This is a genomic window from Staphylococcus sp. EZ-P03 (genome assembly GCF_003344575.1).
Taxonomy (GTDB): Bacteria; Bacillota; Bacilli; order Staphylococcales; family Staphylococcaceae; genus Staphylococcus; species Staphylococcus simulans_B.
In genome coordinates this window covers 45,210-70,226 of record NZ_QPMO01000005.1, presented here as the reverse complement: position 1 = coordinate 70,226, position 25,017 = coordinate 45,210, and the positions used below count along the sequence as shown (strand labels likewise).

The following is a 25,017-nucleotide window of genomic DNA, read 5'->3' as shown; positions in this document are numbered from 1 at the left end:
GCGTATTACTTTTATTATAATCAAAATGGCGGGATTGTTGTATGGTTTAGTTTTTCTTTTTGTTTGATGATATAAAAAAGACTAGCGATTGCTCACTAGTCTTTGGTGTTTGTGTGTATTAGCGTTTGTCTAATTCTTGTGCTAATAGTTTGTTGACGATTTGAGGGTTTGCTTGTCCTTTAGAAGCTTTCATGATTTGACCCACTAAGAAGCCTTTTGCACGGCCTTTACCGTTTTTGAAGTCTTCTACTGATTGCGGGTTGTTGTCTAATGCTTCTGTAACGAAGTTTAATAGTACTGATTCGTCAGAGATTTGTACTAAGCCTTTGTCTTCCATGATTTGTTTAGCGTCTCCACCGTTTTGTGCTAATTCAGGGAAAACTTTCTTAGCGATTTTACTGCTCATTGTACCGTCTTCAATCAACTTAATCATACCAGCAAGATTTTCTGGTGTTAATTTTGTATCTTGAAGTTCAACTTGGTTTTTGTTCAAGTATTCGTTTACGCCGCCCATTAACCAGTTAGAAGTTAATTTAACGTCTGCACCTTTTTCAACTGCTTCTTCGAAGAAATCTGACATTTCTTTTGTAAGTGTTAATACGTGCGCATCGTATGCTGGAAGGCCGAATTCTTCAACGTATTTTTTCTTACGTACGTCTGGTAATTCAGGAATTGTTTGACGTACACGTTCTTTCCAAGCTTCGTCAACGTATAAAGGTACGATGTCTGGTTCTGGGAAGTAACGGTAATCGTCTGATCCTTCTTTAACACGCATTAAGATTGTTTTACCAGTAGATTCGTCGAAACGACGTGTTTCTTGAAGTACTTCTCCGCCATTTAATAATTCTTCTTCTTGGCGTTTTTCTTCATATTCTAAGCCTTTACGCACATAGTTGAATGAGTTTAAGTTTTTAAGCTCTGCTTTTGTACCGAACTCTTCTTGTCCGTATGGACGTAATGAAATGTTCGCATCGCAACGAAGTGAACCTTCTTCCATTTTACCGTCAGATACGCCTGTATATTGGATAATAGAACGTAATTTTTCAAGGTAAGCATATGCTTCTTGAGGTGAACGGATATCTGGTTCAGATACGATTTCGATTAACGGTGTACCTTGACGGTTCAAGTCTACTAATGAATAGCCATCTTTATGTGTTGATTTACCCGCATCTTCTTCCATGTGAAGACGCGTAATACCAATACGTTTTGTTTCGCCGTCTACTTCGATATCGATATAACCATGTTCCCCGATAGGTTGGTCAAATTGTGAAATTTGGTAAGCTTTCGGGTTATCTGGGTAGAAATAGTTTTTACGATCGAATTTAGATTCCGTCGCAATTTCCATGTTTAATGCCATTGCGGCACGCATAGCCCAGTCAACGGCACGTTCGTTAACAACTGGAAGCACACCAGGGTATGCTAAGTCGATAACATTCGTATTTGTGTTTGGTTCTGCTCCGAAATGCGCTGGTGATGGAGAGAACATTTTAGAATCTGTTTTCAGTTCTACGTGGACCTCTAGTCCAATGACTGTTTCAAAATGCATCATTAACACTCCTTATAAATTTTGATATGCATCATGTAAGTTGTATTGTTGTTCAAATTGATAAGCGACACGGTAAAGTGTTTTTTCATCAAATGGTTTGCCGATAAACTGTAATCCGATCGGTCTGTTATTAGTTTGTCCGCAAGGTATAGAGATACCTGGTAAGCCGGCAAGGTTAACTGGAGTAGTTAATAAGTCGTTTGCATACATTGTCAACGGATCATTGATTTCATCACCAATGTTGAAGGCAGCTGTTGGTGTTGTAGGACCTACAACTACATCGTATTCTTCAAAGACTTTATCAAAGTCTTGACGGATTAATGTTCTGACTTTTTGTGATTTTTTGTAGTAAGCATCGTAGTAACCAGAACTTAATGCGAATGTTCCAAGTAAAATACGACGTTTTACCTCTTTACCGAAGCCTTCGCTGCGTGATAATTTGTATAATTCTTCAAGTGTATTCGCTTCTTTTGAATGGTAACCGTAACGAATACCATCGAAACGAGATAAGTTAGAAGAAGCTTCAGATGATGCGATAACGTAATAAGATGGAATACCATAGCCTGTATTCGGTAATGATACTTCTTCTACAATTGCGCCTTCGCCTTCTAAAATTTCAACCGCATTGCGTACCGCTGCTTTCACTTCATCAGAAACACCTTCGCCTAAATATTCTTTAGGTAATGCAATTTTCATGCCTTTGATGTCTTTGCCGATTTCTGAAGTGAAATCATTATCTTCAACTGGTGCGCTTGTTGAATCATTTTTATCTACACCTACAATTGTTTCTAATACAATTGCGTTGTCTTTAACATTACGTGTTAAAGGTCCGATTTGGTCTAATGATGATGCGAACGCAACTAAACCAAAACGTGATACACGACCATATGTAGGTTTCATACCTACGATACCGCAATAAGCTGCTGGCTGACGAATAGAACCGCCAGTATCTGAACCTAAGCTGAATGGTACTAAACCAGCTGCTACAGCTGCTGCTGAACCGCCTGATGAACCGCCAGGTACAGCTTTGTGGTCAAATGGGTTAACAGTTTTCTTGAAGTAAGAAGTTTCTGTAGAACCGCCCATTGCGAATTCGTCCATGTTTAATTTACCAATCAACACTGCATTTTCATCATGCAATTTTCTCATTACTGTTGATTCATAAATAGGTACGAACCCTTCTAGCATTTTACTTGCACATGTTGTTTCAAGACCTTCAGTAATAATGTTGTCTTTGATACCCATTGGGATACCGAATAGTTTACCTTCCATTTGGTCTTTCGCTTGCAATTCATCTAGCTCTTCTGCTTTTTTGATTGCATTTTCTTTATCTAAAGCTAAGAATGATTTGATTGTAGGATCTGTTTCTTCAATTGCATCATAAATATCCTTAACAACTTCAGAAGGTTTAATTTCTTTGTTCTTAATCATTTCGCTTAACTTTTCAACTGATTCATAACGAATAGACATTACGCATCCTCCCCGCTGATAACTGATGGCACTTTAAATTGTCCATCTTCTGTTTCTTTTGCATTTTTGAGTGCAAGCTCTTGAGGAATGCCTTTGATTGCTTTATCCTCTCTTAATACATTTTGTAAATCCAATACGTGATACGTAGGTTCAACCTCGCTCGTATCTGCTGTATCAATTTGTTGGGCAAAGTTTAGGATTGTTTCTAATGTGTCTTGCATTTCAGTTGTTTCCTCTGGTGAAATATGAAGTCTAGACAAATTTGCAATATGTTCAACTTCTTCACGTGATACTCTAGCCATTAATGAATTGCCTCCTTAATAATACTTCATCATAAAATTGTATCAAAAAAATCGTCAAAAATCTAAATTTTTTAGTTCAAAATACCCGTATATCAGGTAATGACTCCCCTTTAACTTAATCATTCTGAACTTCAAATGCAAATTTTTTCCATTCGTTATCAAAAAGAAATAAAGATTCATGGACTTTTATGCATATCGGGTTATAAAGATACTGCGTATTTGCTTTAAAGCGTTGAAAACACTTTCATAACAAAAACCGTCCTAAATACTGTCGTTATCACGATTTATTTTCCATTTTGCAAAAAATAAATATTCCCTTTTTTCAGAATTGTTGTATAATAATGCATATACATTGAATCATCAATGAGAAAAAGGGGGAAACCACGATGTTTATTTTAGGTACTTCAGTGAGTAGTCAAATCGATGCTGACTGGCAAACATACATCATGATTGGTGTATACTTTCTTGTTTTAGTTATCATCGGTATCTATGGCTATAAACAGTCAACGGGAAATTTAAGCGAATACATGTTGGGAGGCCGAAACATCGGCCCCTACATCACAGCACTGTCTGCCGGCGCTTCTGATATGAGCGGCTGGATGATTATGGGATTGCCTGGTTCTGTATATGCAACAGGTTTATCCGCAATTTGGATTACGATTGGTTTAACATTAGGCGCATATTTAAATTACTTTATTGTCGCACCAAGATTACGTGTTTATACAGAACTAGCCGGCAATGCCATCACCTTGCCAGACTTTTTCAAGAACAGATTAGATGATCATTCCAACATTATTAAAATTATTTCCGGTTCGATTATCGTTATCTTCTTCACCTTATACACGCATTCTGGATTTGTTTCAGGAGGTAAATTATTCGAAACCGCATTCGGTCTCAATTATCGATACGGCTTGATTATGGTAGCTGTTATCGTTATTTTTTACACTTTTTTAGGCGGTTATTTAGCGGTTTCGATTACAGATTTCTTCCAAGGCGTCATTATGTTAGTCGCAATGGTCATGGTTCCGATTGTCGCATTATTGAAATTGAACGGCTGGGATACATTCAGCCAGATTTCAGATATGAAACCAACGAACTTAGATTTATTCAGAGGTACTACAGTCCTTGGCATCATTTCATTATTCTCTTGGGGCTTAGGTTACTTCGGACAACCTCATATCATTGTTCGTTTTATGTCGATCAAATCATTTAAGTTATTACCAATTGCACGCCGTGTCGGAATTTTATGGATGGCTGTCGGTTTAGCAGGTGCCTGCTTAGTCGGTTTAACAGGTATTGCCTTTGTGCCTGACTATAAAATCACACTGCATGACCCAGAAACATTATTCATTATTATGAGCCAGATTTTATTCCATCCATTAGTCGGCGGCTTCTTATTAGCAGCTATCCTTGCTGCTATTATGAGCACAATTTCGTCTCAATTATTAGTGACTTCAAGTTCATTGACTGAAGACTTCTATAAATTGATTCGCGGCAAAAAAGCCAACGTAGAAAAGCATGAAAAAGAATTTGTCTTAGTCGGCCGTTTAAGTGTTATGGCAGTAGCCATTGTCGCAATATGGATTGCTTGGTCGCCTAATGATACTATTTTGAACTTAGTCGGCAATGCTTGGGCTGGTTTTGGGGCATCATTCAGTCCCCTTGTCCTCTTCTCTTTATACTGGAAAGGATTAACAAGAGCGGGTGCAGTCAGCGGTATGATTGCCGGTGCAGCAACGGTTATTATTTGGATTGTTTGGATCAAACCGCTCGCAGACATCTCAGAATTCTTCGGTATGTATGAAATCATTCCAGGATTTATTGTGAGTGTCATTGTTACTTATGCAGTTAGTAAATTAACACGCAAACCAAGTGAACGTACGATCAACGAATTAGATGAAGTAAAACAAATTTTGCATAGCTGATTAATGAGGCAGGAACACTCAGATGTTTCTGCCTTTTCTTTTTGCCTAACACAAAAGGTGCCTTCAATCGAAGACACCTTTTATCATTGCGTATTAATTTTTATAGATATGAACGTGTGGGTTTTTATCATCTTTATATTTAGTAATTAACGCACGCGCATTATTACCATCTTTAATATGGATTTCATATTCATCAATGTTGCTGAAGTATTTGTCAGCTTGTTGTGTGATGAATTGTGTGATACCTGTTAATTCAGCTTTGCCGTAATAATCAATCGGTACTTCAATTGTCAGATGCGATGGTTTCTTGCCGTTGAATTTTGCTTTCCCTACTGCTTGTGTAAAGTTAGGGAAATAAGATTGCAGATTATCATTGAACTGTTTGAAGTTGTTGTTCAAGTTTTCATTCAAATCTGCCGCTTCAGATGACGGCAATAAAATCGATTTCTCTTTGATTTCTTGCCAGTTGTTGATTCTTGTTTGTTCATCATCCGCTGTAGCGCCAGCTACAAATTCACCCGGAATAATATCGCTTTCCCCGGATTGAATGTAAATCGCAAAATGAATCGGAATCTTTTTCAATGCTTTATGTTCGCGTAAACGCGATAACATTTCATCCGCCATTTTTTTGCCTTCTTTTTCAACTTTGGCTTTATCTAATTGCTTGCTGTAAGTCGGGCCGTCTTTTTCTTTTTGATAATAATATTCGCTGTTCATCGCAAGTCCGATAGTCATACCTTTGATTTTCTTGCCTTTTGTATCGCTGCTGCCGTAAAAGTCTTGTTCCAAAATATTAGAAAGATAAGCTGGTGATTTTTCTGCGATTTTCTCTTCATCTTTTGTACCATGATGCGATGGATTCAATCCTAAATTTTCATTCGCATTTTTATCTTTCTTTTCGTCTTCTTTCATCTTATCGATTTCAGACTTCGTATACTTAGGTCCGAGGTAAGCAGAAATGGTTTTCTTATCTAAAAACTGTCCATCTTGATATAAGTATTCATCTGTTGGGAATACTTTTTTGCTTTGTTCAAGCAAACCATCTTCAAAGTCGTCGCCATTGTAGCCGTTTGCCATATTCTGCTGCAATAAACCTCTTGCTTGGCTTTCTTTGAATGGTAACAGCGTACGATAGTTATCACCTTGTACATTCTTATCTGTCGCAATATGTTTTACATTGCCAGAGTCAGATTTTGCATCTTGTTCTTTCGTTGAATTTTGTTGCTCATCCTTATTGCCACACGCCGTGAGAATCAATAAGAGAGAGATGAGTAATACACATGTTTTCTTCATTCCCGATCTCCTCTATTGTTTATTGGTCAATTTCATTTTGCTTCTTGATAAAGTCTTCTTCAGACCAGATTTCAGTCCCGAGCTTTTCAGCTTTAGTCAATTTAGATCCGGCGTCTTCGCCAGCAATCACCAAGTCTGTATTCTTCGTAACACTGCTGGTTGTTTTAGCACCTTGTGCTTCTAACCATTTAGAAGCTTCTGTACGCGTCATATTGTGTAATTTGCCTGTTAATACAACCGTTAATCCGTTAAATTCAGAATCCGACTCTATCTCTGAAGTTTTGATACCTTCATACTTCATATTAACATTTTTTGCGCGAAGTTTTTCAATTAAAGCGATAATGTCGTCATTATTTAAATAAGTGATTAATGATGTCGCAAGTTTATCGCCGATATCATGAATTTCCATCAATTCATCTTCAGTCACTTCAAAGATACGTTCCATAGTTTCAAAACGTTCCGCAATCACTTGGCTGGCCTTCACACCTAAATGTCTGATGCCTAAACCGAATAATAAATGTTCTAAAGAATTTTGTTTAGAAGCTTCAATCGCATTCAGCAAGTTATCTGCTTTCTTCTCACCCATACGTTCCAGCGGCAATAAGTCTTCTTTCGTCAGATAATATAAATCCGCAACATCTTTAATGATTTCATTTTCATACAGCTGCATAATCAACTTCGTACCTAAGCCGTCGATATTCATCGCTTGTCTCGATACAAAGTGAATCATACCTTCAACGAGCTGTGCAGGACATTTCGGATTAATACAGCGTAAAGCGACCTCTCCGTCTAAACGTACTAATTCGTGGCCGCAGCTCGGACAATGTGTCGGCATATGATAAGTTTCTGTGCCTTCTGGTCTGCGATCAGGCAGACTGCGAATCACTTCTGGTATAATGTCCCCTGCTTTTTTAATCACAACACTGTCTCCGATACGAATATCTTTCTCATGAATCAAGTCTTCATTATGCAGTGAAGCACGAGATACTGTTGTACCTGCAACACGCACAGGTTCTAATACTGCAGTCGGTGTTACTACACCTGTTCGTCCGACACTCAACTCGATATCATGCAAGGTTGTGACCACTTCTTCAGCCGGGAATTTATAGGCAATTGCCCATCTTGGCGATTTTTGCGTATAGCCCAGTTCATCCTGCTCATCGATATCATTGACTTTAATAACTATACCGTCAATATCATAAGATAGTTTTTCACGTTGTTCTGTCCAATGCTTAATGTATTCTAAAACACCTTCAATATCTGCGACACGCTGACGGTTTTGATTGGTTTTAAAGCCTAACGCATCTAATTCATCTAACGCTTCGCTTTGTGTTTTCGCATGGAAGTTCGTAAAATCATTCACACTGTATAAGAAGATGCTTAAACGACGTTTGGCTGCGAGTTTAGAATCTAATTGGCGTAACGAACCTGCGGCCGCATTTCGCGGGTTCGCAAAAGCTTGTTCACCGTTTTCTTCTTTTTCTTTATTCAAATGTTCAAATGAACGTTTCGGCATGAAAGCCTCGCCGCGCACTTCAAACGTCAACGGCTCATTGATTTTCAAAGGAATCGCACGAATGGTACGCAAGTTAGCTGTAATATCTTCACCGACCGTACCGTCTCCGCGTGTGAGTCCCTGTACAAAGCGGCCGTTTTCATATTTTAAAGAAACCGCTAAGCCATCGATTTTCAATTCGCACATATATTCGACTTGCCCTACTGTTTCTCTGACACGTGCGTCAAAGCGGCGCAAATCTTCTTCATTAAAAGCATTGCCTAAACTCAACATAGGCGTATCATGTGCAACCTTGTTGAAAGTAGCTTGTGCTTCTCCGCCGACACGTACTGTTGGAGAATCTTCTGTTTTAAACTCAGGATGCTCTTCCTCAATATGAATCAATTCATGCAGCAGCTTATCATATTCGCTGTCTGGCACAGATGGATTATCCTGCACATAATATTCGTGGTTATATTGATTTAATAAACGATGCAGCTGATCCACACGTTGTTTCAATTCACTCATCCCTTAATCCTCCTTTTTTTCAATCGGCGCAAAGTTCGCAAGCAGACGTTTCGGTCCTTCTGACTTAAAGATAATATCAAGTTCAACCGTACCGTTTTTCTCGTTGACATTGCTGACCATACCTTCGCCCCAAGCTTTATGCATCACTTTATCGCCGACTTTCCAAGTACCTGATGCTACTTCAGCACGTTTTGTCGTACGTCTGCTTGGTCCGCGTTTTGCAGGTTGTTTGCTGCTTGATTGACCTTGATAACGGCTTTCTTGTTTCGTTCCTTTATTAAGCAAGTCTTCAGGAATTTCGCGTAAGAAGCGCGACTGAGGATTCGATTGTGTTTTACCGAATAACGTTCTTGAAACCGCATGTGTTAAGTACAGCTCTTCTTCTGCACGTGTAATAGCCACATAACAAATACGGCGTTCTTCTTCCATTTCATGATCATCATCGCTTAAGATAGAACGAATATGCGGGAAGATTGATTCTTCCATACCCATAATGAAGACAACCGGGAATTCCAAACCTTTGGCAGAGTGCATTGTCATTAATGTCACGCCATTTTCAATATCCGCTTCATCAATATCTGCGACAAGCGACAAGTCTGTTAAGAAGTTGATTAATGATTGTTCTTCTAATGGTGTGTTTTTCTCATAATCCACCGGTACAGACATAAACTCATCAATGTTTTCCAAACGGCTGCGTGCTTCAAGTGTCTGTTCTTGTTCCAGCATAGTTTTATAACCGGATTTATTTAAGATTTCTTCCACAATTTCACTGATTTCTAAGAACTCTTGTTCTTTGATTAAGTTTGAAATCAAAGTATAGAAATCAATGACAGCTTTGGTTACTTTCTTCGTTAAACCGATAAAGTCTGCTTCAGCCAATGCATCAAACATACTTAAATCATTTTGTCTGGCATAGCTTTGAATCTTTTCAACTGATGAAGGCCCTACACCGCGTTTAGGCACATTAATAATTCTTTGCAGACTAATATCATCATTGCTGTTAGCAACTAATCTTAAGTAGCTTAATAAGTCTTTAATCTCTTTACGGTCATAGAACTTATGTCCGCCGACCATCGTGTAAGGAATATTCGATTTCATGAACGTTTCCTCTAACACACGTGATTCTGCATTCGTTCTGTAAAGAATTGCAATATCATTATAGCTCTTATTGTTTTCACGCTGCTGACGCATGATTTCTTTCACGACATATTGTGCTTCGTCGCTTTCGCTTGAAGCTTGGTAATAATTGATTTTCTTGCCCTCTTGGTTTGCTGTCCAAAGTCCTTTAGGTTTACGTTCTGAATTGTTTTTAATGACTTCGTTAGCCGCATTCAAGATGACTTTCGTTGAACGATAGTTTTGTTCTAAGAATATCGTTTTCGCATTCGGATAATCTTCTTCGAATGACAAGATATTTTGAATATCTGCGCCGCGCCAACCATAGATAGATTGGTCAGAATCCCCTACGACACATAAATTTTTAAATTTAGAGGCAAGCAGTTTTACTAATGTATACTGGGCTCGGTTCGTATCTTGATACTCATCCACATGAATATATTGGAATTTATTTTGATAGTATTCCAATACATCCGGTACACGTTCAAACAAATTAATCGTTTTCATAATTAAATCATCAAAGTCCATTGCTTCATTACGTGAAAGCTGACGCTGATAGCCGGCATAAACACGTGCTACCATATCTGACATAAAATCTGTCGCTTCTTCTTCAGCATCTTCAGGTGTTTTCAATTCGTTCTTCATGTTGCTGATAGCTGATAAGAACATTCTAGGGTCATAACGTTTGCTGTCGATATTCTCTGTTTTCAATACATCTTTAATAACCGACTTTTGATCTGTCGGGTCTAAAATTGTAAAGTTGCGCTCAATGCCGATACGGTCTGCATCTCTTCTTAAAATACGGACACACATTGAGTGGAAAGTAGACATCCAAATCACTTGTGCTTCTTCGCCTACAAGCTTTTCGACACGTTCTTTCATCTCGCGTGCTGCTTTGTTAGTAAAGGTAATTGCGAGCACATTATAAGGAGAAACGCCCTTTTCATCTAATAGATATGCAATACGATGTGTGAGAACGCGCGTTTTCCCTGAACCTGCGCCAGCCATAATAAGCAGCGGTCCTTCTGTTGTACGCACCGCTTCACTTTGTTCGGTATTCATATTGTCTAATAACGCATTCATCTTAAGATAACTCCTTTATTTTAACTGTTTTCAATGCTTGCTTGATATCTGTATATACAAGGTTGCCGACGACAATCGTATCTGCTTCTTGTGCAGCAGCTTTTGCATCGCTGAGCGATTGTATTCCGCCGCCGTAAAATACATGTGCTTGTTCTGTATTTTGTTTCGCAGTACGGACCAAATCCATATTGCCGAAGGTGCCGCTGTATTCTATGTACATAATCGGAAATTGATACACTTTATCCGTCATCAACGCATAAGCTTCAATATCTTCCTCATCCAAGTCTGTCTTGGCTTTTGTTTTTTGTGCCACTTTCGAATCTGGATTTAACACGATGTAGCCTTGGAACATAATTTCATCAAAGTCCATCATATGTCCGTAATCTTTTAAGGCTTCAAGTAATAATCCGTTGTGATATTGTACGTCTGGACTGTTTAAGACCATCGGGACAAAGTAGAAATCAAAGCCCGGCATGATGCTTTCTAAATTGGAAATTTCGAGGACGAGTGGAAGCGGATAACGACGGACACGCATCATCAATGAAATCACATTGTCTTCAGTCACATTGTCAGTTCCACCAATCACAATTGCATCTGTATCAGACATACAGATTCTATCTAAATCTTCATCACTTATTGATTTTGCTGGATCTAATTTAAATACATGTTGCCACTTTTTTATGTCGTACATTTCATCGTTTCCCTTCTTCTAAACATACATTTGATTATATCATTTTTACTTATCATGTTCTAAATGGATGCGTAAGATTTCATAGAGAATTTACATGCAGAAAAAAGAACCTACCGCATCTTAAGATGGATAGGTTCCTGCGCATTAATCATTAGTTTCAATGTTTAAGCGATCTAATACAACTGTATAAGCATCATTACCCCATTGTAATGAACGTTTTACTCTGGAGATGGTTGCTGTTGAAGCACCTGTTTCTTTTTCTATCGTCGCATACGTATAGCCTTGCTTAATCATTTTAGCGACTTGGAGTCTTTGAGATAATGATTGAATTTCATTTACTGTACATAAGTCATCGAAAAACTGATAACATTCTTCTCTATTTTCCAGGGTTAAAATCGCATCGAATAATTCATCCAATGCTTTCCCGCGCAACTTCTCAATTTGCATATCAAACAACTCCTGTTCTTAGTAATACTTGTCACTCTATTTTAACTTACTAATACGTTAAAGTGTAGTATTCTTATTCAAAGAATTTAATTTGATATACAAAATACAATTAAATAGATTATTCCGCAAGCCCTGCACGTTCGAAAATAGTGTCTACTTGGTTTAAATGATGTTTAGGATCAAAGGCTTTATCTAAGTCTTCTTTGCTTAATACATCTGTGATTTGGCTGTCTTGTTCAAGCAATTCTCTGAATGGTGTTTTAGTTTCCCAAGATTCCATGGCTTTAGGTTGAACTAAGTCATAAGCTTGTTCACGCACCATACCTTTATTGATTAAAGTTAATAAGACACGTTGAGAATAGATTAAACCGAATGTTTTATTGATGTTAGCCATCATATTGTCTTCAAAGACAGTTAAACGGTCAATGATATTTGTGAAACGATTCAATGCATAGTCTAATGCGATTGTAACATCTGGAAGCATAATACGTTCAGCAGATGAATGTGAAATATCACGTTCATGCCATAAAGGAACATTTTCATATGCTGTTGTGATGTATCCGCGGATGACACGTGAGATACCTGTAATATTTTCTGAACCGATAGGATTACGTTTATGCGGCATTGCTGAAGAACCTTTTTGGCCTTTTGCGAATGCTTCTTCTACTTCTCGTGTTTCAGTTTTTTGCAAGTTGCGCACTTCTACTGCGAATTTTTCCATTGAAGTCGCAATTAAAGCTAAAGTCGCAATGTAGTATGCATGGCGATCACGCTGCAATGTTTGTGTTGAAACCGGTGCATAGCCAATACCTAAATGTTTTGTAACATATGCTTCGATTTCTGGCGGAATGTTCGCAAATGTACCCACTGCACCGCTCATTTTACCGACTTCGATTTCTTTGCGCACTGCTTTGAAACGTTCGAAGTTGCGGATCATTTCTTGATACCATAGTGCCATTTTCACACCGAAAGTTGTCGGCTCAGCATGTACACCATGTGTACGGCCCATCATTAATGTATATTTATATTTTTTAGCTTTCGCAGCTAAAACTTCGATAAAACGTTCAATGTCTTTTTCCAAAATTTCGTTTGCTTGTTTGATTTGGTAGCTTAACGCTGTGTCTACTACGTCAGTTGAAGTTAAACCATAGTGTACCCATTTGCGTTCTGCGCCTAAAGTTTCAGAGACTTGGCGTGTAAATGCAACGACATCATGACGTGTTTCTAATTCGATTTCTTTTGCGCGATCTACATCAACACGTGCATTTTCACGGATTTTCTTAACGTCTTCTTTTGGGATAAAACCTAATTCACTCCAAGCTTCGCACGCTAGAATTTCGACCTCTAACCATGCTTCATAACGATTTTGGTCTGTCCAAATTTGTGACATTTCTTCACGAGAATAACGTTCAATCATTTCATAAACTCCTATCTTAAAGTTTGATTTTTTAATGTGGACGCTTTGCAAAATATGTACATTACATCAATAACTCTGCAAAACGTTCGACTTTTACCTTATACTCTCTAGTTTAACAGAATGTTTTTCAAATGTATAAACTTTTCCAAAGTTTTTATGAGAAAAGCCCAATCTGCATCACATGTGCAAATCGGGCTTTTCGCTTGTTTATTGAATTTTCTTGCCGACAAATTGAATATGCTGGCGTTCTACTTCTATGCTGCCATCTTTATTTTCGCGATAAACAGGTTTTTCAAAGCGTTTGACGGGCATGTAACCCGCTGCTCTCATACGTTCTAGACATTCTTGAATTGTTTCGTTTTCTTCTACTTCAAATTTCATCTGTATCATACGCTTTCAATTTTTTACTTCTAACGCCTTTAACCCAGAACCCGCCATGCAATGTTCTTGCTTCATACGCAATCACAAAGGCTTTATCATCTAATTGTTTGATGGTATCCATCAATTTAAGTTCAAAGCGTCTTGGCGTCAGGATTTGCATGACTAAGCGTTCACCATCTCGGCCGTATGCCGGGAAGTGTGTTACACCATAGCCTAAGTTTCTTAATTGTGTAGGGAGATCTAATTCGTAATTAGCCGTTGTCACATTGACGACTGAATAACCTAAAGCAAGTTTTTCCTCAATCTTCATACCTACGATAATACCGACTGAGAAGCCTAATGCATAAGCAACTATATTTTGGAATTTATCTAAGTTCGCCATAACCAAACCTAGTCCGATAATATAGATGAGTACTTCAAGGAAACTCACCGCAGCCGCAACATAACGATAACCTTTTAATGTTAAGATTGTGCGTACGGTTAAACATGTGACGTATGCGACGTTGATGATAAAAATACTTAACAGCATCAACCAAGGGTTTGCCGAAATAACTGACAAAATACATACCTCTTTTCTTATTGAAATCTAGCCTATTTTATCAGTCGCGTTCTATTTTGTCACTCTTTTTCTGAATCATTTTCAACTTTCGGCCAAGTGTAGCGTGTATATGCTAATTCACGCTTATGTGCATTTTTCAAATAGTGGTTTTCTATTACTTTTTGATCTGCTTCTGATACCGGTTTGCCTTCTAAATAATCATCGATGGCTTGATATGTGACACCTAAAGCTTCTTCATCCGGCAATTGCGGTTTATCATCTTCTAAATCAGCAGTCGGTACTTTTTCATAAAGATGTTTCGGTGCACCGAGATATTCTAATAATTGACGGCCTTGGCGCTTATTCAAACCGAATAAAGGCGCAATATCTGCAGCACCGTCGCCATACTTCGTAAAGAAGCCTGTAATGTTTTCTGCAGAATGATCTGTACCGACAACTATACCACTTTGGTTAGCCGCAATCGCAAATTGTACTTTCATACGTTCGCGTGCTTTTTCATTGCCGCGCTGGAAATCAGTCAATACAATACCCGCTTCTTTCAATGCTTTGACACTTTCATCTACAGCAGGTTTGATATTGACTGTTACTGTTTCATCCGGTTGAATGAAGTTCAATGCATCTTCTACCTCATCCGCATCTTTTTGCACACCGTACGGTAATTTCACTGCGATGAATTTGACTGATCTGTCTTCTGAACGCAAAGCTTCTACCGCAAGTTGGCATAAGCGTCCTGCTAAAGTCGAATCTTGTCCGCCTGAAATTCCCAGCACTAAAGATTGGATAAAACTATGGCTTTGAACATAACGCTTAATAAATTGCACAATCTCATGCACTTCTTGCTGACTGTCTATAGACTGTTTGACTTTCATTTCGTTAAGGATTATCTCCTGCAATTCATTACTCATGTCGTTCCTCCATTTCTTTCACATCTTCTGCTACTTCAAAGATTTTTTGCTGTTTGTTTTCCCAGCAAGCTTTGCTTAAGTCGACTGGATATTCTTGAGGGTTTAAGAAACGTTTGTTTTCTTCCCAAAGATGTTCAAGGTTGGTTTGCAAGAAATCTTGCGCTGTCTTTTCATCAGGCAAGTCATAGACTAATTTACCTTCTGTATAAATATCTTTATGCAAATCAATCGCATCAAACGATTTTATTTTTTTGCTCTTATACGTGTGTACAGGGTGGAACAATTTCAATGGTTGTTCCGCATAAGGATCTTCATTCGCTAATGTAATATAATCCCCTTCTGCTTTGCCTGTTGCTTTATTAATAATACGGTAAACATTTTTCTTGCCTGGTGTCGTTACTTTTTCCGCATTATTAGATAATTTGATGCGGTCTTGATAATCGCCGTTTTCATCTTCGATCGCGACTAATTTATATACTGCACCTAAAGCAGGTTGATCGTTGCCTGTAATCAATTTCGTACCGATACCCCATGAATCCACTTTAGCACCTTGTGCTTTCAAGCTCATAATCGTTTGTTCATCCAAGTCGTTAGATGCAATGATTTTAGCGTCTGTGAAGCCCGCTTCATCCAACATCTTGCGTGCTTCTTTAGATAAGTAAGCAATATCGCCTGAATCCAAACGAATACCGATGAAGTTGATTTTATCTCCTAATTCTTTTGCGACTTTAATCGCACTCGGTACACCTGATTTCAATGTGTGGAAAGTATCGACTAAGAAGACACAATCTTTATGACGTTCCGCATATTTTTTAAATGCTACATATTCATCGCCGTATGTTTGTACAAATGCATGGGCATGTGTACCTGATACCGGAATACCGAATAACTTGCCGGCTCTGACATTACTTGTAGAGTTGAAGCCTCCGATAATGGCTGCGCGTGCACCCCACAATGCCGCATCTTCTTCTTGAGCACGTCTTGTCCCGAATTCCATTAAAATATCATTTGGAGCCACTTGCTTAATACGGCTGGCTTTTGTCGCAATCAGTGTATGGAAGTTCACAATATTTAATAAAATTGTTTCAATCAGCTGTGCTTGAATCAAAGGTGCTTCCACTCTGAGAAGCGGCTCATTATTAAAGCAGACTTCGCCTTCTTCCATTGCACGGATACTGCCTGTAAATCTCAAATCTTTCAAATAATTGATGAAATCATCTTGATATCCGATCGATTTTAAGTATTCTAAATCCGTTTCTGTAAAATGGAAGTTTTCGATAAATTGAATGATTCTGCGTAATCCATTGAACACAGCGTAACCACTGTCAAATGGCATCTTGCGGAAATATAAATCAAAGACTGCCTTTCTTTCGTGGACGTTATCATACCAATAACTTTCAGCCATGTTAATTTGGTATAAGTCATTATGAAGCATTAAGCTGTCATCTTTAAATTGATACATAATTTTCTCCCCAATCAACCTTTTTTGTTTAGTTTATCACATTCTAGCAGCCTTTTATATAATACGGATTATAGTCAAATGCTGCATTGCTACTCTCTTGTTTTCCCCAATTTGAATTTAACAAATAATATTTGTAAATACTTTTTTCATCAATGTAAGAATTTTGTCAGATTTTTATATTTCTTCAAGCAGTCTGTTGTATCTTCACTAGGGGTTTTCCCTGATAACTCCTATAATAAAGATGAGGTGAAGAAAATGTTAATAGAGAAAGCAACTGAATTTATTCACATAATGTATCGAGAACTTGGTTATGACGAAATAACAATCAAACAACGCTTGGATGACATCCAAGATCAAATCAATCAAACAGGGACTTATCGTCATACTTCAGAAGAACTTACTTACGGTGCCCGTATGGCTTGGCGCAACTCCAACCGCTGTATCGGACGTTTATTTTGGGAAACTCTGATTGTACAAGATGCACGAGATGTTAAAGACAACGACGGATTTATCGATGCCATTCATAAGCATTTGGCCGAAGCAACGAACCACGGCAAAATCCAATCTTACATTACAATCTTCGCGCCAGAAGATGATAATCCTCCGATTATTTATAATAATCAGCTGATTCGCTATGCAGGTTATGAAAATGCAGGAGATCCGGCTGAAAGAACCATCACACAGCTTGCACAACATATGGGCTGGGAAGGCAAAGGCACAGACTTCGACGTTCTACCTTTGATTTATCAGCTGCCCGGCGAGCAGCATCCTCGGATGCATGAACTGCCTGAATCTCTTGTCTTTGAAGTGCCGATTGAACACCGCAGCTATCCAAAACTTAAAGACCTCGGGCTTAAATGGTATGCTGTGCCGATTATTTCTAATATGGATTTGAAAATAGGCGGAATTACTTATCCGACGATTCCATTCAACGGCTGGTATATGGTCAATGAGATTGCGGTCCGCAACTTTACAGATACGTATCGCTACAATTTGTTAGAAAAAGTTGCAGAAGAGTTCGAATTTGATACACTTAAGAATACTTCATTCAATAAAGATCGTGTGATGGTAGAGTTGAACGATGCTGTCTACCATTCATTCAAAAAGGCCGGTGCATCGATTGTCGATCATCTGACGGCCGCAAAACAATTCGAACACTTCGAACGTAATGAAGCTCAAGCAAATCGTGAGGTCACAGGCAAATGGTCATGGCTCGTACCTTCATTATCACCTACGCTTGTATCCAACTATCATCACGGATACAAAAATGTGATGAAAGAACCGAACTTCTTCTACAAGAAGAAAGCTGAAAGTACTGGCTGTCCTTTCCATTAATTGCACCTTGCTTCAAAGGGGAAATGCACATGAATTTATACTATTTAGGTCCAAGGGGAACGTTCTCTTATTTAGCGTCTAAACAATACCTTTCAGAAGACCAAATCCATTATCAGCCGAAATCCAATTTGTACGAAGTCGTACAAGCTGTTCAAAACGACTCTGACAGCGTTGGGATTGTCCCGATTGAAAATTCTATTGAAGGCACCATCAATATCATCGCAGATGGTTTAGCCCATCAAAATATTTACGCTATCGGCGAAATCCATCTCAACATTCACTTTGGTCTGTATGCCTTGCCGGGCACAAAAACTGAAGAGATTCAAACGGTCTATTCTATCGCACCTGCGATCAGTCAGACGAATCGTTTTATCCAGCAGCACCGATTCAGTATCGGCTATTCTGAAAGTACTGTTCAAAGTTTAGACTATATCGACGCACATACAGGCGCAATCGCACCCATGGGAATCAATGAAACACATACGTATGAAACGATTGAAGAAAATATTGAGGACTTTCCGCACAATGTGACGCGTTTCCTCGTTATCGGGAATCGTTTAACACTGTCTGACAACGCCACAGACACGATGCTGATGATTACACCGAAATACGACAAAGCAGGTTTGCTCGCAAATATTCTCAATACATTTTCTATTTTCAATATCAACTTATCTTGGATTGAATCACGACCATTAAAAACACAATTAGGTATGTACCGCTTCTTCGTTCAAGCAGATGCTTCTTTAGATTCTGAACTGGACAAAGTCATTAAAATTCTTGAAACGTTAGATTATCAAGTTAAAATTATCGGTTCATTTGTGAAACAAATCGAAGATTAATCCAAACAAAGCAGCAAGGCAAAGACCTTTTGATACACGTCTTTGCCTTGCTGCTTTTTGCATACGATGAATTGCTATACTCTTTTTATTGTCTGTTCCCTACCAGTACCTTATTTAAATAAGTTTTTAATGTAAGAGAATTTTCCTTTATATGGCGGGAATACAAGTCCAGATTCTAATCGTGTTGTTTTATAAATATACGATTTCTCATGTGTAAATGTATAGAATGAATACTTGCCGTGGTATTTGCCGAAACCTGAAGCACCTACACCGCCAAACGGCAGATTAGGATTCGCAAGCTGCATTAATGTGTCGTTAATCGCACCGCCTCCGAATGAAAGTTCATTCAGTACGCGATCTGTATTGTTTTCATCTTCACTGAACAAATACAGCGATAACGGACGTTTTCGAGCTTGAATAAATTCTACCGCTTCATCAAATGTTTGATAGGTCAACAGCGGCAAAATCGGTCCGAAAATTTCTTCTTGCATCGTCGGGTTATCCGCATGGACATCTTTTATAATCGTCGGCGCAATATAGCGTGAAGGTGCATGTGTTTGACCGCCGATTACAATTTGATCTTGATTGTCATCAATCAGTGCTTGAAGTCTGTCAAAATGACGTGCATTGACAATACGGCCGTAATCAGGACTCTTATCAGGATCTTTGCCGTAAAATTCATTGATTGTACCTTCCAAGGCTTTGATAAATTCATCTTGAACTGATTCATGGATGAGTACATAATCAGGTGCGACACATGTTTGGCCTGCATTGATAAACTTGCCTAAAGCCACACGTTCACTCGCTACTTTTAAATTCGCAGTTTCATCAATTATCACTGGAGACTTGCCTCCAAGCTCTAAAGTCACAGGTGTTAAATGACGGCTTGCGGCTTCATAGACAATACGGCCTACGCGTTCACTGCCCGTAAAGAAGATATAATCAAAACGGTGCTGCAATAAGTTTTGCGTCTCCTCTACACCGCCTTCTACTGTTGTCACATAAGCGGACTCGAATGCCTCTTCTATGATTTTGCTGATGACAGAAGCGACATTCGGTGTCAGTTCAGAAGGTTTGACAATAGCTGTGTTCCCAGCGGCGATCGCACCGATTAAAGGTTCGAAAACGAGCTGTACCGGATAATTGAAAGGTCCGATAATCAATACTGTCCCAAGCGGTTCTTTTTTAATATAGCTTTTAGATGGAAAGAGATATAACGGCGTATTGACTTGTTTTGTCTTCGCCCATTTATGTATATCTTTGCGTGCCGTATTGATACTTTTCAACACCATTCCGATTTCTGTCGCATAAGCTTCCACTTTATTTTTACCTAAGTCTAAATGCAAGGCAGCTAAAATTTGGTTTTCATATTTAATGATTGCACGTTTAAGCGACTTTAACTGTTTTCTGCGATATTTAATATCTTTAGTGATTTGTGTACGATAATAACTTTGGCAATCATTGAATTTTTCTTCGATGGTTTTCAATACACTTCAAACTCCTTTCGCATTCAACTGCTTATAACTCATTTACCCTGATTCGCAAATTTATAATGTAATCATGATTTTCTATACCTTTTATATTATACATATGTGAGAAAAAATAAAAAAACTGGAAAACGGGAGATGATAAAAATGAACGTTATCATTCCTATCATCTTAATCCATTCCAGTTTAAATTTCGAGTTATTCGATTATATTATAGAACCTTATGATAATTCGTTAGTAATTGGCGGAACAATTTGTTTCTTACGAGATACAACACCTGGCAAGAATGCAGTGTTATTATCTAATTCCACACCAAATGCTTTGGCAATTTTATCTTTGTCTTTACCAAGCACTAAAATCGTTGAGTCGCTGTTTAAGATATCTGTCGCAACTAATACGAAAATGTCGTATTCCGCATTGCTTAATGTTTCAGTAATGGCTTGTTCTAATTCAGCTTGACGGCCTAAAATTTCGTTTAAGTCAACTGTGTTCACTTGGCCGATACGTACTGTATAGTCGCCCATATTGAATGATTTAGCATCCGCATTGATGATTTCAACTGCAGATTTATTTACTGTTGAAGCACCTGCTTTCAACATTTCCAAACCATATTCTTGTGCATCGACATCAGCGATTTTCGCTAATGCTTCTGCAGCTTTTTTATCTTGCTCTGTGCAAGTCGGTGATTTGAATAATAAGCTGTCTGAAATAATCGCAGATAACATTAAACCAGCAATTTGCGGTTTGATTTCAAAGTCTTTTTCTTTGAACATTTTATAAAGAATTGTTGCTGTGCAGCCTAGCGGTTCAGCACGATAGTATAATGGACCTGCTGTGTGGAAGTTCGCAATTCTGTGATGATCCACTACGTGAAGGATTGTTGCGCCTTCGATTGAATCAGCACTTTGCTGGAATTCGTTATGGTCGACTAAAATAACGTCTTTACCTGTTAAGTCATCAGATAATAATTCTGGTGCTTCTGCTTTGAAATAATCTAAAGCATATTGTGTTTCAGCGCCTACTTCACCTAAACGGTAAGCTTTTGCTGATTCGTTTCCATTTAATCTTTCGAATTCAGCCATGATTAATGCTGAGTTGATTGCGTCTGTATCTGGACTTTTATGCCCGAAAATGTAAGTACTTTCCATGTCCTGAGACACTCCTTGTCGTTAATTATTGTAATTCATATCTAATTAATACTATTTTATCACGATTCTTAACTGTTATTCTACCTTCGCATCTAAGACATTTTTAAAATGTTCTAACGCAAAAGTATGTCCTTCCTGATTAAAGGATGCAACACCTTTAGTCGGAATAGTAATCGTATACCCTTTATTATAACCGGAAATTGCAGTATGCAATACACAAATATCCGTACATACACCGACAATTTCAATTTCAGTGATGCCGCGTTCGCGCAATAAACTATCTAAAGGTGTACCAAAGAATGAATCATAACGGCGTTTGTCTAAATAATGGACATGTTCATGATCTTTAATGTCCGCATAAACTTCTTTTACTTTACCGTATAAATCTCTTCCTGATGTCCCTTCGATATTGTGCGGCGGGAATAGTTTGCTTTCTGGATGATACGGGTCATCTTCATAATGCAAGTCCATCATGACAAAGACTGCGTCCCCCTCTTTATCATACGCTTGCATTCTTTCTGCGATAAATCCATCAATCGCTTGACCTGGTTCACCGCATGTCAATTTACCATCCGGTGCTACAAAGTCATATGAATAATCTACAACAATCAAGGCTTTATTGGCCATAATGCGTTACCCCCAATTTTGTGATATCTTGTTAATTAATAGAATAACCTACTTCACACAAATTATCGAGCGACTACCCTTTCACTCAATCAAAAAGAATCTTAAGAAAGCAGGTCAAAATCATGATCATCCATCCAACTGAATTCGGACTTACAGGCAAGCATAAACATAAAGACACTAAAGCGCTTCAACACGCGTTAAATCTTGCCAAAAAACATCCTGGAAGCATTATCTTTATTCCTAAAGGAGAATTCCATATTAAACGCGCCTTAACTATTTATGAAGGCACTACGCTGTTTATGCATGAAGATACTGTACTTAAACGCCAAGGCAAAGATGCTTTATTGAAAAACGGTATCCGAAACGGCTTTTATCATCATTACAACGGCAACAGCAATATTACAATTATCGGCGGTACATTCGATATGAATGGCAGCCGCATCCCTGACAATAACACTGCGATGTGCCTAGGTCATGCGCACGACCTTGTCTTATATAATATTAGATTCAAAGATGTTGTCGGCGGACATGCGATTGATGCCTGCGGTGTAAACAACTTAATTATTACCAGATGCAGTTTTGAAGGGTTCCTTGATATCAATGGAGATCGCGGCTTTTCAGAAGCTATTCAATTAGACATTCAAGTCCCAGGTGCTTTCCCTAAATTCGGAACAAGAGACGGTACCATCACACGAAATGTTATGATATCAGAATGTTATTTCGGTCCTTCTGATACACCAGGATTTACCAGCTGGAATCGTGCTGTCGGCTCTCATGCAACACGTCATAACAAGTTCTATCAAGACATCTTTATTTATCGCAATACTTTCCATCAAACTTTAGATTTTGCTTTAACACCTTTTAAAGCAGACGGTTTATATATCGTAGATAACCATTTCTTAGATTGCGCTGGCGGTATCCGCTTCTTAGGTACTAAAGACGATAAACATACTGCTGATGTGCAAACCGGACAACGTATTACTGCTCAAGGCGGACGTGATTTAAATATCATCAACAACCGCTTCGAAGGCACAATGACAAAAGATGCTATTAACATTCGCGGCTATTTCAATACGCAGCATCAAGATGTTTTTATTACTGAAAATCATTTCGACGCAACACATACATTTACTTTAAATGATATAAACGGCCTTTACTTCAACCAGCCACAAGTCACAAAAGCACAAATTAAAATGCGTAATGTTGATCATCATCAGTTACTCATCAAATCTTAAAAATTGAAAATATATGATAGACCACAAAAGTCAGCCCTATACGATGATAAGGCTGACTTTTTTCATTTAACTTATATGTCTATTTTTGATTGATGCTTCTTGTATCAATGCATTTCCTATTATTTCAATGGTTTAAGCGGTTGGCTGACATCGATGCCTAATGCTAACGGCATTAAGAAGTAAACTACTAAGATGATTAAAATGGCACTGATTAAGTTGACCCAGAAACCGACACTTGCCATTTTCTTGATGGAAATCAAACCTGTACCGAAGACAATGGCATTCGGCGGTGTGCCGACCGGCATCATGTAAGCACAGTTTGCGGCCATCGCAGCGGGTACCATAAGTAATAACGGATGTACACCGATTGCCACAGATAATGTCGCAAGAATAGGCAGTATCATAGTTGCTGTAGCTGTGTTTGAAGTTACTTCAGTTAAGAAGAGTACGAACATCGTAATCACAATAACGATAAGCAATGGACTGACACCGTTTAAAGCAGTTAATTGTCCGCCCAGCCATTTTGCTAAGCCGCTTTCTGAAATACCTTTGGCTAACGCTAAACCGCCTCCGAAGAGAATTAATACGCCCCATGGCAAGTCTTTGGCGACTTCCCAATCAATGATGCGTTTATGCTTTGTGTTATTTTTAGTCGGAATAATAAACAGTAAAATAGAAACGAACATGGCGATTGTCCCATCTTCCACTAACGAAGTCGGTCCCCATTGTTTCAGCAGAAATTCGCGTACAATCCATAAGATACTGGCTAACGCAAAGACAGCAAAGACCACTTTTTCTTCATAGCTGATTTTGCCTAACTCTTTCAATTTTGTCTTGATTAAATCATCTCCACCTGGAAGGTGCTTCATATCTTGTTTAAAGGCAATGAATCTTAAATAGATCCAAGCTAAGAATAATAAGATAATGACCGTCGGTATACCGATAATCATCCACTTCGCAAAACTGATTTCTTCGCCGAAGGCACTATTATATTGGCCTTTTAATATAATCAGCGGCGGAGTTCCGATTAAAGTCCCCATACCACCGATAGTACCTGCATAACCGATTGCGAGTACCAATGATTTCTCAAATTTTGACAAGTTATTTTGACTGCGTTCCCCATCATTTAAGGCTTTGGCTTCTGAAATAATCGCTAAACCGATAGGTATCATAATCATGACCGCCGCTGTATTTGAGACGAACATTGATAAACCGCCTGTTGCGAGCATAAAGCCTAATAATATCTTGCCTGTGCTTGTACCGATACTATTAATAATAATTAAAGCAACGCGTGTATGTAAGTTCCAACGTTCCATGGCAATCGCAAGAATGAATCCGCCTAAGAATAAGAAAATAATATCGTTTCCGTATTCAGAAGTAACTTCTGCCGGATCCATTACATGCCCTATCGGCATTAATACCAGCGGCATTAAACTGGTTGCCGGAATCGGAATCGCTTCTGTGATCCACCATACTGCAATCCATGCGGTACTTGCTAAAACGAATACCCCTTGATACGGCAAGCCTTCTGGATGTACAAACATTAAAATCAACGCAAATAATAATGGTCCCAAAATCAATCCAATCATCTGGCCTTTATTATACGGCTTATTCTTTTTCTGATTTGAAAAGAATGTCAGACGTCCTGGAATGTGATAATCACTGTTATGTTGTTGATGCATAACAATCCCCCCTTATTTTCAACATGTTTAACCTTAAACTAAAA

Annotated in this window: 21 protein-coding genes; 4 read left to right on the top strand and 17 right to left on the bottom strand. The window is 38.4% G+C overall.

From position 1 onward, the window contains the following. Nucleotides 1-118 precede the first annotated feature (118 nt). Genes gatB through gatC form a run of 3 tightly spaced genes read right to left on the bottom strand, consistent with a single transcriptional unit; the run spans nt 119 to nt 3,318 of the window. Nucleotides 119-1,546, bottom strand: coding sequence for an Asp-tRNA(Asn)/Glu-tRNA(Gln) amidotransferase subunit GatB (gatB, locus tag DVJ99_RS02555; RefSeq protein ID WP_105994254.1), 1,428 nt, complete (start codon nt 1,544-1,546; stop codon nt 119-121). Between the two features lie 12 nt (nt 1,547-1,558). Next, nucleotides 1,559-3,016, bottom strand: a complete 1,458-nt coding sequence (gatA, locus tag DVJ99_RS02550; protein WP_105994253.1) for an Asp-tRNA(Asn)/Glu-tRNA(Gln) amidotransferase subunit GatA — start codon at nt 3,014-3,016, stop codon at nt 1,559-1,561. Further along, a complete protein-coding gene (gatC, locus tag DVJ99_RS02545) occupies nt 3,016-3,318 on the bottom strand; it encodes an Asp-tRNA(Asn)/Glu-tRNA(Gln) amidotransferase subunit GatC (RefSeq protein ID WP_114603023.1) in 303 nt (100 codons plus the stop codon). The genes gatA and gatC overlap by 1 nt, the downstream gene beginning before the upstream one ends. 386 nt (nt 3,319-3,704) lie before the next feature. On the opposite strand from gatC, the gene putP reads away from it, so the two are divergent. Continuing rightward, nucleotides 3,705-5,243 (top strand): sodium/proline symporter PutP, encoded by a 1,539-nt coding sequence (putP, locus tag DVJ99_RS02540; RefSeq protein ID WP_114603022.1) that lies wholly within the window; start codon nt 3,705-3,707, stop codon nt 5,241-5,243. A gap of 93 nt (nt 5,244-5,336) precedes the next feature. On the opposite strand, the gene DVJ99_RS02535 is transcribed toward putP, so the two are convergent. The 10 genes from DVJ99_RS02535 to DVJ99_RS02490 all read right to left on the bottom strand — a co-directional run bounded on the left by DVJ99_RS02535 (nt 5,337) and on the right by DVJ99_RS02490 (nt 16,620). Continuing rightward, nucleotides 5,337-6,536 carry a CamS family sex pheromone protein gene (locus DVJ99_RS02535; protein WP_114603021.1) on the bottom strand — a complete coding sequence of 400 codons (1,200 nt, stop codon included), beginning with the start codon at nt 6,534-6,536 and terminating at the stop codon, nt 5,337-5,339. A 19-nt stretch (nt 6,537-6,555) separates the two neighbouring features. Continuing rightward, nucleotides 6,556-8,559 carry an NAD-dependent DNA ligase LigA gene (gene ligA / locus DVJ99_RS02530; protein WP_114603020.1) on the bottom strand — a complete coding sequence of 668 codons (2,004 nt, stop codon included), beginning with the start codon at nt 8,557-8,559 and terminating at the stop codon, nt 6,556-6,558. Nucleotides 8,560-8,562: 3 nt separating this feature from the next. Continuing rightward, entirely contained in the window at nt 8,563-10,758 is a 2,196-nt protein-coding gene (gene pcrA / locus DVJ99_RS02525) for a DNA helicase PcrA (protein ID WP_114603019.1), read from the bottom strand. 1 nt (nt 10,759) lies between these two features. Then, nucleotides 10,760-11,449 carry a heptaprenylglyceryl phosphate synthase gene (gene pcrB / locus DVJ99_RS02520; protein ID WP_114603018.1) on the bottom strand — a complete coding sequence of 230 codons (690 nt, stop codon included), beginning with the start codon at nt 11,447-11,449 and terminating at the stop codon, nt 10,760-10,762. A gap of 144 nt (nt 11,450-11,593) precedes the next feature. Beyond that, nucleotides 11,594-11,896 (bottom strand): YerC/YecD family TrpR-related protein, encoded by a 303-nt coding sequence (locus tag DVJ99_RS02515; protein WP_105994246.1) that lies wholly within the window; start codon nt 11,894-11,896, stop codon nt 11,594-11,596. Between the two features lie 118 nt (nt 11,897-12,014). After that, the gene (purB, locus tag DVJ99_RS02510) at nt 12,015-13,313 is read right to left on the bottom strand and encodes an adenylosuccinate lyase (RefSeq protein ID WP_114603017.1); all 1,299 of its coding nucleotides are present in this window, start codon (nt 13,311-13,313) and stop codon (nt 12,015-12,017) included. 207 nt (nt 13,314-13,520) lie between these two features. Further along, nucleotides 13,521-13,694 (bottom strand): NETI motif-containing protein, encoded by a 174-nt coding sequence (locus DVJ99_RS02505; RefSeq protein ID WP_114603016.1) that lies wholly within the window; start codon nt 13,692-13,694, stop codon nt 13,521-13,523. After that, nucleotides 13,684-14,223: a DUF2179 domain-containing protein gene (locus DVJ99_RS02500; protein ID WP_415918795.1), complete on the bottom strand. Its 540-nt coding sequence runs from the start codon at nt 14,221-14,223 to the stop codon at nt 13,684-13,686. The genes DVJ99_RS02505 and DVJ99_RS02500 overlap by 11 nt, the downstream gene beginning before the upstream one ends. A gap of 89 nt (nt 14,224-14,312) precedes the next feature. Then, the gene (nadE, locus tag DVJ99_RS02495) at nt 14,313-15,158 is read right to left on the bottom strand and encodes an ammonia-dependent NAD(+) synthetase (protein ID WP_114603015.1); all 846 of its coding nucleotides are present in this window, start codon (nt 15,156-15,158) and stop codon (nt 14,313-14,315) included. Then, nucleotides 15,151-16,620, bottom strand: a complete 1,470-nt coding sequence (locus DVJ99_RS02490; RefSeq protein ID WP_114603014.1) for a nicotinate phosphoribosyltransferase — start codon at nt 16,618-16,620, stop codon at nt 15,151-15,153. The genes nadE and DVJ99_RS02490 overlap by 8 nt, the downstream gene beginning before the upstream one ends. A 255-nt stretch (nt 16,621-16,875) precedes the next feature. Between DVJ99_RS02490 and DVJ99_RS02485 the strand changes: the two genes are divergently transcribed. Next, nucleotides 16,876-17,955, top strand: a complete 1,080-nt coding sequence (locus DVJ99_RS02485; protein WP_114603013.1) for a nitric oxide synthase oxygenase — start codon at nt 16,876-16,878, stop codon at nt 17,953-17,955. Nucleotides 17,956-17,984: 29 nt separating this feature from the next. Then, nucleotides 17,985-18,794, top strand: a complete 810-nt coding sequence (locus DVJ99_RS02480) for a prephenate dehydratase (protein ID WP_114603012.1) — start codon at nt 17,985-17,987, stop codon at nt 18,792-18,794. 110 nt (nt 18,795-18,904) lie between these two features. Here the strand turns inward: DVJ99_RS02480 and DVJ99_RS02475 are convergent, their stop codons facing one another. The 3 genes from DVJ99_RS02475 to DVJ99_RS02465 form a co-directional block, all read right to left on the bottom strand. After that, complete coding sequence (locus DVJ99_RS02475) at nt 18,905-20,281, bottom strand: aldehyde dehydrogenase (protein WP_114603011.1); 1,377 nt, start codon at nt 20,279-20,281, stop codon at nt 18,905-18,907. A gap of 221 nt (nt 20,282-20,502) precedes the next feature. Further along, nucleotides 20,503-21,429 carry a manganese-dependent inorganic pyrophosphatase gene (locus tag DVJ99_RS02470; RefSeq protein WP_114603010.1) on the bottom strand — a complete coding sequence of 309 codons (927 nt, stop codon included), beginning with the start codon at nt 21,427-21,429 and terminating at the stop codon, nt 20,503-20,505. A 75-nt stretch (nt 21,430-21,504) separates the two neighbouring features. Further along, the gene (locus DVJ99_RS02465; protein ID WP_114603009.1) at nt 21,505-22,056 is read right to left on the bottom strand and encodes a cysteine hydrolase family protein; all 552 of its coding nucleotides are present in this window, start codon (nt 22,054-22,056) and stop codon (nt 21,505-21,507) included. A 122-nt stretch (nt 22,057-22,178) separates the two neighbouring features. On the opposite strand from DVJ99_RS02465, the gene DVJ99_RS02460 reads away from it, so the two are divergent. Next, entirely contained in the window at nt 22,179-23,291 is a 1,113-nt protein-coding gene (locus tag DVJ99_RS02460) for a glycosyl hydrolase family 28-related protein (RefSeq protein ID WP_114603008.1), read from the top strand. Between the two features lie 119 nt (nt 23,292-23,410). Here the strand turns inward: DVJ99_RS02460 and DVJ99_RS02455 are convergent, their stop codons facing one another. After that, nucleotides 23,411-24,973 carry an SLC13 family permease gene (locus DVJ99_RS02455; protein WP_114603007.1) on the bottom strand — a complete coding sequence of 521 codons (1,563 nt, stop codon included), beginning with the start codon at nt 24,971-24,973 and terminating at the stop codon, nt 23,411-23,413. Nucleotides 24,974-25,017 lie beyond the last annotated feature (44 nt).